Annotated in this window: 14 protein-coding genes and 1 pseudogene; 4 read left to right on the top strand and 11 right to left on the bottom strand. The window is 70.4% G+C overall.

Annotated elements, in window-relative coordinates; translation table 11 throughout:
• Positions 1 to 407, bottom strand: a 407-nt coding sequence (locus tag ABZ297_RS43325) for an FAD-dependent oxidoreductase (RefSeq protein WP_355359222.1), incomplete at its 3' end; no start/stop codon positions are given.
• Entirely contained in the window at positions 404 to 1411 is a 1008-nt protein-coding gene (locus tag ABZ297_RS43320; RefSeq protein WP_355359219.1) for an NAD-dependent epimerase/dehydratase family protein, read from the bottom strand. The genes ABZ297_RS43320 and ABZ297_RS43325, both read right to left, overlap by 4 nt.
• 85 nt (positions 1412 to 1496) lie before the next feature.
• Between ABZ297_RS43320 and ABZ297_RS43315 the strand changes: the two genes are divergently transcribed.
• Complete coding sequence (locus tag ABZ297_RS43315) at positions 1497 to 1871, top strand: hypothetical protein (protein ID WP_355359216.1); 375 nt, start codon at positions 1497 to 1499, stop codon at positions 1869 to 1871.
• Positions 1872 to 1873: 2 nt separating this feature from the next.
• On the opposite strand, the gene ABZ297_RS43310 is transcribed toward ABZ297_RS43315, so the two are convergent.
• The 4 genes from ABZ297_RS43310 to ABZ297_RS43295 all read right to left on the bottom strand — a co-directional run bounded on the left by ABZ297_RS43310 (position 1874) and on the right by ABZ297_RS43295 (position 5826).
• Positions 1874 to 2488 (bottom strand): TetR family transcriptional regulator, encoded by a 615-nt coding sequence (locus ABZ297_RS43310; RefSeq protein ID WP_355359213.1) that lies wholly within the window; start codon positions 2486 to 2488, stop codon positions 1874 to 1876.
• 67 nt (positions 2489 to 2555) lie between these two features.
• Positions 2556 to 3272 (bottom strand): sulfotransferase family protein, encoded by a 717-nt coding sequence (locus tag ABZ297_RS43305; protein ID WP_355359210.1) that lies wholly within the window; start codon positions 3270 to 3272, stop codon positions 2556 to 2558.
• Between the two features lie 246 nt (positions 3273 to 3518).
• The gene (locus ABZ297_RS43300; RefSeq protein WP_355359207.1) at positions 3519 to 4547 is read right to left on the bottom strand and encodes a hypothetical protein; all 1029 of its coding nucleotides are present in this window, start codon (positions 4545 to 4547) and stop codon (positions 3519 to 3521) included.
• 7 nt (positions 4548 to 4554) lie between these two features.
• Positions 4555 to 5826: a matE family protein gene (locus tag ABZ297_RS43295; RefSeq protein WP_355359204.1), complete on the bottom strand. Its 1272-nt coding sequence runs from the start codon at positions 5824 to 5826 to the stop codon at positions 4555 to 4557.
• 60 nt (positions 5827 to 5886) lie between these two features.
• Here ABZ297_RS43295 and ABZ297_RS43290 point away from each other — a divergent pair, with 60 nt between their 5' ends.
• Entirely contained in the window at positions 5887 to 6855 is a 969-nt protein-coding gene (locus ABZ297_RS43290; RefSeq protein WP_355359201.1) for an aldo/keto reductase, read from the top strand.
• 95 nt (positions 6856 to 6950) lie between these two features.
• On the opposite strand, the gene thpR is transcribed toward ABZ297_RS43290, so the two are convergent.
• The 3 genes from thpR to ABZ297_RS43275 are packed head-to-tail and all read right to left on the bottom strand — an operon-like array spanning position 6951 to position 9204.
• A complete protein-coding gene (gene thpR, locus ABZ297_RS43285; RefSeq protein WP_355359198.1) occupies positions 6951 to 7508 on the bottom strand; it encodes an RNA 2',3'-cyclic phosphodiesterase in 558 nt (185 codons plus the stop codon).
• A 20-nt stretch (positions 7509 to 7528) separates the two neighbouring features.
• Entirely contained in the window at positions 7529 to 8752 is a 1224-nt protein-coding gene (locus tag ABZ297_RS43280; RefSeq protein WP_355359195.1) for an MFS transporter, read from the bottom strand.
• A gap of 23 nt (positions 8753 to 8775) precedes the next feature.
• Entirely contained in the window at positions 8776 to 9204 is a 429-nt protein-coding gene (locus ABZ297_RS43275) for a MarR family transcriptional regulator (protein ID WP_355359192.1), read from the bottom strand.
• 283 nt (positions 9205 to 9487) lie between these two features.
• Here ABZ297_RS43275 and ABZ297_RS43270 point away from each other — a divergent pair, with 283 nt between their 5' ends.
• On the top strand, positions 9488 to 9982 hold the full coding sequence (locus ABZ297_RS43270) for an RICIN domain-containing protein (RefSeq protein WP_355359189.1): 495 nt from the start codon (positions 9488 to 9490) through the stop codon (positions 9980 to 9982).
• 46 nt (positions 9983 to 10028) lie between these two features.
• Here ABZ297_RS43270 and ABZ297_RS43265 read toward each other — a convergent pair whose 3' ends face one another.
• Positions 10029 to 11498, bottom strand: a complete 1470-nt coding sequence (locus ABZ297_RS43265; protein ID WP_355359186.1) for an NCS2 family permease — start codon at positions 11496 to 11498, stop codon at positions 10029 to 10031.
• A 56-nt stretch (positions 11499 to 11554) separates the two neighbouring features.
• Between ABZ297_RS43265 and ABZ297_RS43260 the strand changes: the two genes are divergently transcribed.
• Complete coding sequence (locus ABZ297_RS43260; RefSeq protein WP_355359183.1) at positions 11555 to 11770, top strand: DUF2530 domain-containing protein; 216 nt, start codon at positions 11555 to 11557, stop codon at positions 11768 to 11770.
• A 200-nt stretch (positions 11771 to 11970) separates the two neighbouring features.
• On the opposite strand, the pseudogene ABZ297_RS43255 reads toward ABZ297_RS43260, so the two are convergent.
• Positions 11971 to 13718: pseudogene (locus ABZ297_RS43255) on the bottom strand (hypothetical protein); the annotation flags it as partial.

Raw genomic sequence — 13718 nt, 5'->3', positions numbered from 1 at the left:
GCGCCGACGCCGACCGCGCGCGGCTCGATCTCGCGCAGCCCCAGCGCGTCGAGCTCGGCGATGCCCGGCACGCCGTTGGCCCTGGCGCGCTCGGCCAGCGCCGCGAGCATCGGCCGCTCCGCCTGGGTGCTCGCCACGACCAGCTTGCCGACCTCCTCGTACGGCAGGCTGTGCTGGGCGCAGTACTCCTTGAGCAGCGCCACGCCCTCGCGGCAGAGCCTGGCCTTGAGCGAGCCCGGCGGGTAGTAGATGCCCGCGTGCACGACGCCGCTGTTGTGGCCGGTCTGGTGCGCGCCGACGTGGTCCTCCTTGTCGAGCACGGTCACCTCGGCGCCGCGGCCGCCCAGCTCGCGCGCGACGGCCAGGCCGACGATGCCCGCGCCGACGACCCCAATCCTCTCTGTCACGCAGCCAGTCTGCCGACTCTGCGGCGGTTGAGGTGCCCTTCGGCGGCTAACCACCGCAATGTGTCCGAAACGGTTTGTTCCACCGGGCGCAGGACGAGGTCGAGCTCCTTGAGCGCGGGCCGGTCGTCGGTGGGCACGAGGGTGAGCATGAAGTCGGCGGCATCGCGGGTGAGCGGGTGGTCGATGCTGACGTGTGCGGCCTTGAGCCCGTCGAGTGCGGCCGCCGCGCCGCGCAGCAAGGCGGCGGGCAGCCTGTACGTCCGCGCCTTCCGGCCGGTCAGCCGCCGACAGAGGGAGGCTATCTCCGCCCATTTCACGAAATGGCCCCCAAGCAGGTAGCGGCGGTCGCCCTTCCCCGGCTCGAAGCAGCGCGCCAGCGCGACGGCCAGATCGCGGACGTCCAGCACGCTCACCCCGCCCGGCACGACCGGCCACCCCCACCGCATCCCGGCCCTGATGCCCTCGTTGAGCGCGTCGAGCGTCGGCTGCCCGGGGCCGACGACGCCGCCCGGGTAGACGATGGTCACCCCGTCCAGCTGCCTGGCGTAGCGCTCCCCCTCGACCTTGGAGCGGCCGTAGGCGTTCCGCGGATCGGCCAGCGGGCTGTCCGCGGTGATGACGGGGCCTGCGGGCGGCACGAACACGGCCACGGTCGAGACGTGCACCACCGGATCGAGCCCCAGTTCGACGGCCTGCCAGAGCACGTTGCGCAGCCCGGCCACGTTCGCCCCCCGCAGGTCGGCGCCCAGCCCGGTGACCCCCATGTCGGCGGCGGCATGGAGCACGCCGTCGCACCCGTCGAGCGCCTCCCGTACCGCACGGACGTCGCGGACGTCCCCGACCCGCACGGCTACCGGCCCCTCCGCCGATTCCACCCGCGACAGAACACGTCGCGCCTTTTCCGGATCTCTCACCAGCACCCGGACCTCATGCTCATCGGCGAGCAACGCGGCCACCGCGTGCGACCCGACGAATCCCGACGCACCGGTCACCAAGACGCGCATGCCTGCCAAACTAGCGCTCACTTGGTATACCTCTCAACCACCCGCCACCCTCGGCGAGAGAATCGAACATGAGTACGATGGTCGCATGTACGTCCCGCCGGAGTGGCCGGTCGAGGTGCGGCCACCGAGCGTCCCCGACTGGGAGACCTCGGCCGTGGCCTGGCTGCTCGACGCCGTCCCGCCCGACTACCGGGCCTACGAGGTGCTCCGCCGCCACCCGGTCGCCCTGGCCCGGATGGCGGCCCACCACGTCCACGCGGTCACCGAGGCGGCGCGCACCGGCTACCGCAACGCGGCGGTCGACCTCAAGGAGCACCTGCCGCCGCACGCGATAGAGGCGGTGCTCGACGCCTACCGCGAGGAGGGCCCCCGCCTGGTGCGCCTGGCCCGCTCCATCGAGGTCGTCGAGCGGGCCCTGCGCGGCGAGGGCTTCACCGCGACCCTGCGCCGCAGGCCCTGAGGTCAGGGAGCGGTCGCCTCGGCGTCGAGGAGCGCGCGGACGAGCGGCACGGCCAGCCGCAGGACGTCGTCCAGGTCGGCCTCGGCCAGGTCGGGCATGCGGAGCAGGTGGCGGTGGACTGTGATGCCGAACATCACCGCGCCCGCCAGCGCCGCCCGCAGCCGCGCGTCGGGCCCGCTCACCCCGGGCGCGATCTGGTCGATCGCCTCCGAGGTCACGTGCTCGCGCAGCATCTGGGCGGCTTCCTCGCTGGTCAGGCTGGTACGCAGGAGCACGGCCATCGGGCCGTCGGGGGCGGTGCCCCATCGTTCGAGCATGGCACGCAGGTAGTTCTCGGCTGAGCGGCCCGGGTCGCCGCCGGCCAGGGAGCCGACATCGACGCAGAAGTCGAGGGACTCGCGGAAGAGCTGCTGCTTGGTGCCGAAGTACTGGATCACCGAGGACTTGTCGACGCCCGCCTCGGCGGCGATCGCGCGGATGGTGGCCCGCTCGTAGCCGAGCTCGCCGAAGGTGCGGCGGGCGGCCTCCAGGATCCGGCGCCGCGTGCGCCGCCCCTTGCTCTCAGCCTCACCCGCCTGCTCGGACGGGGAGCGAGCGGCGATCTCACCTGCCGACATGGATCACCACCTCCTGCTGGCCCCCGATGGTACTGGGATCGGAGGCCGGGCAGGAGACGGCGCCGATCTAGTGGCTCCCCGGGAAGGCGGAGCCGATGTCGCCTCCCGCCACCAGCTCCTGGAAGGTGCGCTGCATCGACTCGGTGTCGTTGAGATGCGGGAACGGCTCGCCGTCGGGGACGTCGACGCCCAGGAACTCGCAGAGCGGACCCCATCCCTGACGCACGTCGAACACCAGGAGCCGGTTCGCGGGCAGGCTCTCCTTGACGGCGTCCACGTGCCGCTCGAAGGCCTCGATGGCGACCTTCTCCTCGGGCATGCCGTCCGCGAAGTTCCAGGCGTCACCGAAGGCGCTGCGCCCGATCCTGTCCAGCACCGGGCTCATCTTCCCCATCGCCGTGAAGACGGCGACCGCCTTCTCCGGCAGTTGCGACGGGTCCGCCGAGAAGGCCCGGCGGGGTCCGTTGTCGATGAGGTTCTGCATGCTGACGTACCAGCGCTGGGGGTCGCGGACGGTCAGGACGACCTTGGCCTCGGGGTAGGCCGTCGCCTGCTCGCGCCAGAAGCCGCTGGCCGGCCAGTCCTGGGCCGACTGGTAGCCGGCGAAGACCTGCTCCCAGTCGAGCGGCTCGCCGGAGGCTGCGGGCAGCCACCGCTCGACCTGCTCGGGGTGGGTCAGGATCTCGAACATGTGGTAACACGGGCCGAAGCCCAGCCGCTCCAGGGCGGCCTTCATCGAGCTGGTTCCGGTGCGCGGGAAGCCCGCGCCGATCACTTTCAGCATTCCGTGTCTCCCGTTCCGTGGGCGCACGCGGGGTTTTCGCGCGCCTCAGACCCGAGAGTAAAGTGGCAGCAAAGAGAACTCAACAGCTGTACAGTTTTTATCTTGGTCAATTGACCAGGTATTACGTCAGGTCCCCCATATCGCCCAGGCGGCAACGCGCACCCGGGTCCGCCAACGCCCTCCGGTGCGCACCTCGGGTCGGCGCGAACCCGCCGACACCCGTTCACGGCAGGTCGTCGGTGGCCGTCACCGGGTGCGGCGGGCGAGGAAGACGATGACGCCGATGGCGCCCGCGGCCGCGGCCAGCCAGATCAGGATGTCCCGGCCCGTCAGCCGGCCCGTCTCGGCGGCCACCGCGACGTCGGGAGACTTCTGGGCGTCGGCCCGGTCGGCGGCGGGGCTGAGCGTGGGCTCCGGCGAGGGCGAGCGCTGCTCCGCGCCAGGAAGGGGGACGCGGTAGACGGGGCTGTCGACTCCCTCGCTGCCCGTCAGCAGCGCCTTGCCGTCGCGGGTGTAGGCGATCGACTCGGCCTGCTTCAGCTCGGGCATCGAGAGCTTGGAGATCGCCTGCCCGTCAGGCCGGTAGAGGGTGGCGGAGAAGTACGTCCTGATGACGTAGCTGGACCCGTCGGGCGCGTAGGCGGCGTCCGTGGCCATGATCGGAGCCGAGCCGATCTTGCGCAGCTTGTTGGTCCCACTCGTACGCAACCGGGCCGGCGCCTCGTAGACGGACCCGGAGAACTCCTTGGACACCACGTACAGCCGCCCGGTCCGCGGGTGGACCATGATGCCCTCGGCGTTGCGCCCGCCGTCCTCGTACCTGAAGCGGTAGCGGACGGCGGGCAGCGTGGCGTCGTGCAGGCTGGTCGGCTCCATGACCTTGTAGACGGACACGTCGGGCCAGGCGCCGTCGAGGTTGTCTCCGATGTCGGCGAACCAGAGCACGCCGCGCCCGGTCTCGGGGTCCTTGCTGGCGGCCATGGCCTCCCAGTCGCGCGCCTGCGCACCCTGCAGCCGGTACGTCGCCCTGGTCCTGCCGTCCTCGCCGACGGCGTAGAACACCGGCTCGGCCGAGCTGTCGTTGTGGGTGTAGTAGATGCCGTCGCGCGTCGGCGACACGGCCAGCCCGCTCGACTCAGTGATCCGCGGGTCGCGGAAGGTGAACAGCTTCCGCGTGCCGTCGTCGGCGGCGGCGGGCGTTCCCGGGAGCACGCAGGCCGAGAGCACGCACGTCACGCCTGCCACCGCAAGCGCTCGAATCAGGACATCCCCCACGGCGCCATCATGCCCCAACGGGGTCCGCGTCTATCCGCGCGCTGTGCCGGTGGAACCCGGCGCCCTGGAGCACGACCAGCAGCACGTTGCCGACCGCCATGGCGACCCACAGCCCGGTGATCCCCCACGTCGCGGCGACGGGGACGGCGGCCACGGCCAGCAGGCCGTACCCGATGGCGAAGTAGCCGAGGCTGGCGCCCGACCGCTTGAGCGCGGTGAGCCCGAAGCCCTGCACGGCCTGGGCGGCGTCCGCCATGGACGACAACAGCATCAGCGGCACCAGCGCGAGCACCCTGGCCCGGACCGCCGGATCGTCGCTGAACAGCCCGATCAGCGGGTCGCCGAGCACCAGCAGCGCCAGCGCGCCGACGGACGCCCCCGAGACGGCCAGCAGCGCGGCCGTCCGGTTGACTCGCCGCACGGCCGCGGTGCCGGTGGCCCTGGCCATCTCGGGCACGGACGCCTGGGCGACGGCCAGCGAGGCGAGCATGGTGAACCCGGTCAGCGTGCTGAGGACGGCGTGCGCGGCGGCGTCGCGGGTGTTGGTCGTCGTGGCCGCGAACGTGACCACGCCCAGCGTGCCGAACTTGATCAGCACGGTGCCGGCGAGCGGCAGGCTCACCCTGGCCAGGCGGGTGATCTCGGCGAACCGTGGCCTCCCCCGCCCGATGGGCCTGCGCAGCGCGCGACGCAGGCAGAGGTTGGAGATGACGACCCCGGCGACGCCCGAGGCGAGGTCCGCGACGCCCATGCCGGTGAGCCCGATCCGGGGCACGAGGACGAGTGACAGCACGATGACGGTCGCCGTACTGGCCAGGCTGGACCAGAGCACCTGGCGGCTGCGTCCGATGGCGACGAGCACGGTGGTCGCGCCGCCGCCCGAGGCGAAGACCACCAGGTAGAGGGCGAGCAGCCAGGGCAGCGGCCCGAGCTCGCCCACCACCTCCTCCGGCACGCCGGAGACCCTGGCCAGCGGCGGCACGCAGAGCACGGCGAGCGCGCCCGCCGAGCCGACGAGGAGGCTGAGCCAGCGCGCGTCGCGCAGGATCGGCAGGGCGGCGGCGGGGTCGTCGCGATGCGGCGCGACGAACGGCGACAGGCCGCGCAGCGCGCCCGCGACGGCGGTGGAGGCGGGGTTCAGCACGGCGGTCATGACCGCGAACGCGGCCAGCGTGACGGTCGCGTGCCGCCCCAGCACGGACGTGACCACCAGCGAACCCACCATGCCGGTGACCATCGAGAGGAACAGCGGCACGGCCGAGCGGAGGAGAATGATCACAGAATCACCCAGGCGACCCTACTAGCCTGGAGTGCGCTCCAGGTACTTAGGGTCGGATACATGGATTACGTGAACCTCGGACGCAGCGGGCTCCAGGTCAGCCCGCTCTGCCTCGGCACCATGAACTTCGGCCCGGCGACCACGGAGGAGGACTCCTTCGCGATCATGGACAGGGCTCACGAGCTGGGCATCAACTTCTTCGACACGGCCAACGTCTACGGCTGGAAGCTGGGCGAGGGCATCACGGAGCAGATCATCGGCCGGTGGTTCGCCCAGGGCGGCGGACGCCGGGAGAAGACCGTCATCGCGACCAAGCTCAACGGCAGGATGAGCGACTGGCCCAACGACCAGAAGCTGTCCGCGCTCAACATCCGCAGGGCCTGCGACGCCTCGCTGAAGCGCCTGCAGACCGACTACATCGACATCTACCAGGCCCACCACGTCGACCGGGACACCCCGTTCGAGGAGTTCTGGGAGGCGATGGAGGTCCTGCGCCAGCAGGGAAAGATCATCTACGTCGGCTCGTCCAACTTCGCCGGATGGCACATCGCCAAGGCGCAGGAGACGGCCGCCAAGCGGGGCACGCTCGGCCTGGTCAGCGAGCAGAGTCACTACAACCTGCTGACCCGTACGGTCGAGCTGGAAGTGCTACCCGCGTGCGAAGACTACGGCCTCGGCGTGATCCCCTGGAGCCCGCTGGCCGGTGGTCTGCTCGGCGGCGTGCTGCGCAAGATCGACAAGGGCCGCTCGGCCAGCGACAACATGGTCAAGGAGCTCGAGAAGCACCGCGACAAGATCGAGCAGTACGAGAAGTTCTGCGACGAGCTGGGCGAGAACCCCGCCGACGTGGCCCTGGCCTGGCTGCTCAGGCAGCGGGCGGTCATCGCCCCGATCATCGGGCCGCGCACCCTGGAGCAGCTCGAAGGCAGCATGCGGACGCTGGAGATCACGCTGGACGACCAGGCGCTGGCCCGCCTCGACGAGATCTTCCCCGGCCACCGCACTGCGCCGGAGGACTACGCCTGGTAACTCAGGTCAGCAGCGCGCCGACGAGCACGATCAGCAGGAGGAGGCCGAGCACGATGGGCAGCAGCCAGGAGCGAGGACGGTCCACGACCTGGAGCCTAATCCCGCCGAACAGGTGATAGCGCCCAATTCGCGAGTGACTCGTACCTCACCTGCGCGCCGAGATGGCTGCGCACGAGGTGAACGGCCTCCGCCCGCCAGACAGAGCCGCTGAACCCGGAGAGCGACTCAACCAGCGGGCGGAGATCCACCTCAGTTTTAGCGCGTGCGAGCGTCAGATGTGGGTGGAATCGCTTTTCGTCTACGTGCGCCGCACCGGCCCGCCGGCCGGCCGCCCGCAGCGAGTCGACCAGCCGGTTCATCGGATCTCCTGACAAACCAGCCCAGAAGACTCTGGCCCGTCCCGCGGAGGAGAACCCGCCGAACCTGGTGAAGGCCACGTCCGCGACGTCGTGACGGTGCACGGCCCGCGCCAGCCTGGTCTCCAGGTCGGGGAGGGCCTCCTCCGGCACCTCGCCGTAGAAGGCCAGCGTGATGTGCCAGGTGGCGCGGGCGGGCCAGCGCAGGCCCGGCACCCGCCCAACGTGCGGCGCGATCGCCTGCTCGATCTCGTCGAGCACCTCGCCGGGCGGCTGCAGGGCTGTGAAGAGCCTCATGCCAACCGATTGTGTCTGACTCAGGCCATTGCCAGCGCCGCTCTGGCCGTGCGAGCCCCGATCACCCTCGTCATCAGGACGGCCAGCCCGGTGCCCACCAGCACGAGCACGCCCGAGAGCATGACGCCCATCCGGGGGCCGCCGAGGTCGGACAGCCAGCCGATGAGCGGGGCGCCGACGGGGGCGCCGCCGGTGAAGACCAGCATGTAGATGCCCATGACCCGGCCGCGCATGTCGGGCGACGTGGCCAGCTGGACGCTCGCGTTCGCGGCGGTGTTGATCGTGATCAGCGCGATGCCGGTGGGGATCAGCAGCAGCAGGTACACCGGGTAGAACGGGGAGAGCCCCGTCGCGATCTGGAACAGCCCGAACCCGATCGCCCCCGCGATCAGCAGCCTGCGCGACGGCATGGCCCTGCGCGCGGCGAGCAGCGCGCCTCCCAGCGCGCCGACCGCGAACATGCTGGACGCCAGCCCGAACGAGGACGCCCCCGCCTGGAACTCCTCGCGCGCCATCAGCGCGATCGACATCGAGAACGACTGGGAGAACATCGACACGAACGCGATCAGCAGGATCGGCATGAGCAGCTCTTCGCGCTCGATCACGTAGCGCAGGCCCTCGCGGAGCTGCCCCTTGGCCCTCGGCACCCGCTCGGCCGGGTTCAGCTCGGACTTGCGCATGAAGACCAGGCTGGAGATCACGGCGGCGAAGGTGAGCCCGTTGATCAGGAAGATCGGGCCGGTGCTGCCGAGCAGCGAGATCAGCACGCCGGCGATGGCCGGGCCCACGACGCGGGCCAGATTGAAGCTGGAACTGTTGAGCGCGATCGCGTTCGACAGGTCGCGACGGCCGACCATCTCGACCACGAACGCCTGCCTGGTCGGCACCTCGACGCAGGAGATCACGCCGAGCGTGAACGCCATCACGTACACGTGCCACACCTGGGCGCTGCCGGTGATCGTGAGCACGGCCATCGTGAGCGCCAGCACGGCCATCAGCGACTGCGCCACGATGAGGATCGGCCGCTTGGGGTAGCGGTCGGCGAGCACGCCGCCGAACAGCCCGAAGAGCAGCATCGGCAGGAACTGCAGCGCGGTCGCGGTGCCCAGCGCCGCAGCGCTGCCGTGGGTCAGGTCGAGCACCAGCCAGTCCTGGGCGGTGCGTTGCAGCCAGCCACCGACGTTGGAGACGGCGCCACCGGCTGCGAACATGCGGTAGTTGCGAACCCTGAGTGACCGGAACATTCCGGTGCCGGGTTCCTCAGGTTCTATATCTTGCTGAGTTTCTCCAGGATCGGTGCCGCCTGCCGGAGAATCGCCCGCTCCTCGGGAGTCAACTCCTTCAGCCTCTGGGTCAGCCACGCCTCCTTGCGGCGTCGCTCCTCCTTCAGCAAGGTCTGGGCGGCCTCGGTCACGGTCACGGTCACCTGTCGCCGGTCGGCCGGGTGCGGGGTACGGGAGACCAGGCCGCGTTCCTCGAGCGTGGCGATCACGCGCGTCATCGAGGGCGGCTGCACCTTCTCGAGCTCGGCCAATTCGCCGGGGGTTATCCCGGAATGCCGTTCTACCGCGGCGAGCGTCGCGAACTGTGTGGGAGTCAGCGAGTGCGCTGCCGCCTGTCGTCGTAGTCGCCTGGTCAGCCGCGCCAGCGACACGCGCAGGGCTGAAGCCAGGCCTGCGTCGCTGCGCAGGTCCATCTTGGGGTGCTGGTTCTTGGTTAGCATGAGTCATTACCTTTGCTAACTATAGATGATTGCAAGATATTTCCCTAGGTCAGTTTTGCTCTTCGGTGCCCAGTGACCCGCGTTCCGCACCCGCGTCCATGGGAGGCCACCTGCTGCCCGGACCATACCCGGGCCGCGAGACCACAGACACCTCGTCGAGGCCCTGGCTGAGGCCGGTGCAGAACACCGCGAACCACCTCGCATTGGGATGCATCTCACGTACAGAACGAGATGGCTCGACGATGAACTGAGGGCAATGATGTCGTTAACGAAAGCCGGCGTGGTGATCGCCGCGGTCGCTGCGGGAGTCGCGCTCATGGCCGCCCCGGCCGCGGCCTCCGCCCCCAAGCGGATCAAGATCTCCGGCTACAACCTCTGCCTGGACGTCCGGGACTTCAACGGCAAGAACGGCGCCACCGTCCAGCTGTGGAAGTGCAACCACAACGCCAACCAGCTCTGGACCATGAACGCCGACGGCAGCGTCCGCAGCGCGCTCAACGGCAAGTGCCTCGACATCAGGGACTTCAACGGCAAGAACCGCGCCGCCGTCCAGCTGTGGAAGTGCAGCGGCCGGTCGAACCAGCAGTGGTACCTGGGCGACTCCAAGTACGGCAGGTCCGGCTACCAGACCATCCGCAGCCGCATGAATCACAAGTGCCTCGACGCGACCGACAAGCAGCACGTGAACGGCACGCCGATGCAGATATGGAGGTGCCACGGCGGCTGGAACCAGTCCTTCGACTGGGTCTGATCCGGCCTGCTCCCGGGGCACCGGTCTTCGCCGGTGCCCCGGTACGTCAGCCCAGCCCGAGGAGGACCTTGATGGGGCCCATGGCGAAGTAGACCGCGAAGAGGGCGGCGACCAGCCACAGCAGCGGGTGGACCGCACGGGCCTTGCCCCGCACCGCCTTGATCAGGACGTAGCTGACGAAGCCCGCGCCGATCCCGTTCGAGACCGAGTAGGTGAACGGCATGACCACGATGGTGAGGAACGCCGGGATGGCGGTGTCGTAGTCGGTGAAGTCGATGTCGCGGATGGCCGTCATCATCAGGAAGCCGACCACGACCAGCGCGGGCGCGGCCGCCTCGTACGGCACGACCTCGACCAGCGGCGCGAAGAAGATGGCCACCAGGAAGAGCAGGCCGGTGACCACGCTGGCCAGCCCGGTGCGCGCGCCCTCCCCGACCCCGGCCGCCGACTCGATGTAGGTGGTGTTGGACGAGACCGAGCCCGCGCCTCCCGCCGCCGCGCCGATCGAGTCCACGAGCAGGATCTGACGGGTGCGCGGCAGCATGCCCTGCTCGTCGACCAGCCCGGCCTGGCGTCCGACGCCGACCATGGTGCCCATCGTGTCGAAGAAGTCGGTGATCAGCAGCGTGAACACGAACAGCACGGCCAGCAGCACCGAGCCGTGGGTGAACGCGCCGATCGGGTCGAACTCCTTGAACAGGACGAGCGGGTTCTCGAACCCGAAGATCTTCTCCGGCACCGTCGGCACGTTCAGCATCCAGCCGCCCGCGTTGTCCGGGGACGCCTTGCCAGGGCTGGCGAGCAGTTCGACGACCGCGGCGAGCACGGTGGTCCCGACGATCCCGATCAGGATCGCGCCCTTGACCTTGCGGGCCACCAGCGCCGCGGTGATGAGCAACCCGACCACGAACACGAAGACCGGCCAGGACGTGAGGTTGCCCGCGATGCCCAGCTCCAGCGGCGTGCCCGCGCCCTTGCGGACGAAGCCCGAGTCCACGAAGCCGATCAACGCGATGAACAGGCCGATCCCTACGCTGATGGCGGTCTTCAACTGGCCGGGGATGGCGTTGAAGACCGCCACTCTGAACCCGGTCAGCACCAGGATGGCGATGATCACGCCTTCCACGAAGACCAGCCCCATCGCCTCCTCCCAGCTCATCTTGGGAGCGATGGTGAAGGTGACGAAGGCGTTCAGGCCGAGCCCCGCGGCCATCGCGAAGGGCACCCGCCCGACGAGGCCCATGAGGATGGTCAGGACTCCGGCGAGGAACGCCGTCCCCGCCGCCACCAGGGGGATGTTGTAGGTCGAGCCGTCGCCGATGAACTGCTGGTGGGCGTCCTTACCGGTGGCGATGATGAGCGGGTTCAACACGACGATGTAGGCCATGGTGAAGAAGGTGGCCAGCCCGCCGCGGACCTCACGGGAGATCGTCGAACCCCGTTCGGTGATGGAGAAGAAGCGATCTATTGCACTATTTGTCTCACTCACGCGCGAAGAGTGGCAGTACGGGCTCATCTGCGAAAAGAGCCGGTAATCGGATCGAGACCTGATTGGAAGCTAGGCTGGATCGCGTGAAGCGGCAGTGGCACCCCGATCCAGAGCCGATCAAGACCAACGACACGGCGGCGGTCGCCGTCGGCACCGCCCTGTGGGCGGTCGCCCTGGTCGTTCTCCTGATCTTCCGTCCGGCACCAGAGAACACCTGGTGGGTCTGGACGTGCGCGACCGGCGTCGGGTTCGGCCTGTTCGGCCTCTGGTTCGTCCGCAGACGAGCCTCCCGCCCCTAACCCCGCGCAGCACCGCCCCAACGCCAGACCTCAGCCAGAACCGGGTGCAGCCATCCGGGCGGTAGCACCGCCCGGACGCCAAGCCCCGACCACTCCACCACCTGCGCAGCAGGCATCCGGAGCAGCGCCTCACCATCGCAACGGCGAGCCCTGACAAGGGCGGGCTCCCGCCCCTTGACCGGCAAGGGGCGGGGTGCGGGTCAGGACAGGTCGGCCTCCGCCAGCAGAAGCGGGACGGCGGAGGGGTCGCGCAGCAGCGCGGCGACCGCCAGCCGGTCGTTCCACTGCCCCGTGGCCCAGGCCAGCCCACGCGCCAACCCCTCGGGGCCGGTGCAGTGCACGGCGCCCTCGAAGAACCGCCACGTGCAGGCGACGCCGTCGACCAGCAGCTTCTCGTGCTCGACATAGGTCTCGGGGGCCGTGGGGAGCAGGGAGCGCACCTCCGGCGGCACCTGCCGCACCTCGCCCGCCGACGTCACCTCCCCCTGCGCGAGCTCACCGGCGAGCGGCAGGTCGAGCAGCTCGGACAGCGACTCGGCCAGGTCGTAGGACGCGAGCACCAGCGGATGGTCGGTGACGAGCTGGAGCAGGTCGGGCGCCTCCACCACCACGGCGTCTTCGGCCGCGGCCACCACGATGTCGCCGCCGAGCACCGCCCGCACCCGCGACGGCGGCGCGACCCGGCTCGGCTCGACCCCCGCGAGCGCCATCCACAGCGCACGCAGCTGGGCCCTGTCGACCTCGATCGACTCGTCGGCCATCAGGTCGAGCAGCTCCTCCGGGCCGCCGTGGGACGCCAGCAGGTCGGCCAGCGTGGTGCGGACGCCGAGCATCGCCAGCGCCGCCTCGTCGAGCCCGCTGGGCGCGTCGCCGTACAGGCCCTGGAGCAGCGGGTCGGCGCCGGGCAGCCGCAGCTCGCCCGGCTTGCGCCCGCCCAGCACGGGATGGCGCGCCAGCCACCACGCGGTGTAGGACGGCACCTCGACACCCTCGACGCGCAGCGGATGCAGCGCACCCCGCAGCGGCGGCCTGGTCAGCAACGCCAGCGCGGCCGGCCAGTCGGCGACCAGCTCAAGGTCGCGAACCGCCACGAACTCGGGCACCACAGGCGGCACGTCGAGCTCCGGCAGCAGGTCGAGGACGTGGTCGAGCCAGTCGTCCTCGCCGTCGAGGTCGTGGTCGCAGTCGTCGTGGTCGAGGAGCACGTCGGAGTCGTGCACCACGGCGAACCCGTCGAGCACTCCGACGGCGGCCAGCACCCGCGCCCCGTACGCCTCCTCCAGCTCTGGCGCGGCCACCCCGAGGTGGGTGTCGGGCTCCAGCAGCCCGGCCAGCTCCCCGTCGGCCAGCATGAGCTCGCCCGCCGGGTACAGCTCGCCGTCGGCGCCGCGCAGTGCCAGCTCGGCCAGCCACGGCGCCTCGCCCGGCACCAGGCCCGCCGCCTCCACCAGGGACAGCACGGCCCGCGCCACCGGCTCGGAATCGGGGCTGTCGAGCGACGCGGAGACAGCCGCCTTGGTGAGCGGATCCTCCAGCACGGTCCGCGGCGTCGCCTCGGCGGCCCCGAGCCGGAGCAGCAACGGGTGCGCCGCCTCCGGATGCACGATCCGCAACCCGAGCGGCGCAAGATCAAGCTTCAGCCGGGCGGCGCCTTCGAGCTCAAGGATGAGCGTGCCGCGCGGACCGCGGACCAGCCGTCCGTCGGCCAGCGGCACCGGCAGCGCGCCCAGCGCCTCGGGGTCGTCGGCGGGCAGCACCTCATACAGCGACCGCCACCAGGACGGCTCCCTGCCCTCGACGACCTCGCCCGACAGCAGGTCGACCACCTCGGACAGCTCGACCCTGCGCACCCCGAGCGCGTTCATGGCCGGATGCCTGGCGGGCCACCCGGCGGGCAGCAGCCCCGGGACGATCTCGGCGATCGCCTCAAGCAGCCCGCCCGACCCGG

The organism is Nonomuraea sp. NPDC005983 (assembly GCF_040614375.1).
GTDB lineage: Bacteria > Actinomycetota > Actinomycetes > Streptosporangiales > Streptosporangiaceae > Nonomuraea.
This window is presented reverse-complemented; position numbering and strand designations above follow the sequence as displayed.

Excerpts from the sequence above, each read along its gene's own strand:
- ABZ297_RS43270 (WP_355359189.1), top strand. The coding sequence starts at position 9,488 with ATGATGTCGTTAACGAAAGCCGGCGTGGTGATCGCCGCGGTCGCTGCG.
- ABZ297_RS43305 (WP_355359210.1), bottom strand. The coding sequence starts at position 3,272 with ATGCTGAAAGTGATCGGCGCGGGCTTCCCGCGCACCGGAACCAGCTCG.
- ABZ297_RS43320 (WP_355359219.1), bottom strand. The coding sequence starts at position 1,411 with ATGCGCGTCTTGGTGACCGGTGCGTCGGGATTCGTCGGGTCGCACGCG.
- ABZ297_RS43280 (WP_355359195.1), bottom strand. The coding sequence starts at position 8,752 with ATGTTCCGGTCACTCAGGGTTCGCAACTACCGCATGTTCGCAGCCGGT.
- ABZ297_RS43290 (WP_355359201.1), top strand. The coding sequence starts at position 5,887 with ATGGATTACGTGAACCTCGGACGCAGCGGGCTCCAGGTCAGCCCGCTC.
- ABZ297_RS43315 (WP_355359216.1), top strand. The coding sequence starts at position 1,497 with ATGTACGTCCCGCCGGAGTGGCCGGTCGAGGTGCGGCCACCGAGCGTC.
- ABZ297_RS43310 (WP_355359213.1), bottom strand. The coding sequence starts at position 2,488 with ATGTCGGCAGGTGAGATCGCCGCTCGCTCCCCGTCCGAGCAGGCGGGT.
- ABZ297_RS43265 (WP_355359186.1), bottom strand. The coding sequence starts at position 11,498 with ATGAGCCCGTACTGCCACTCTTCGCGCGTGAGTGAGACAAATAGTGCA.
- thpR (WP_355359198.1), bottom strand. The coding sequence starts at position 7,508 with ATGAGGCTCTTCACAGCCCTGCAGCCGCCCGGCGAGGTGCTCGACGAG.
- ABZ297_RS43275 (WP_355359192.1), bottom strand. The coding sequence starts at position 9,204 with ATGGACCTGCGCAGCGACGCAGGCCTGGCTTCAGCCCTGCGCGTGTCG.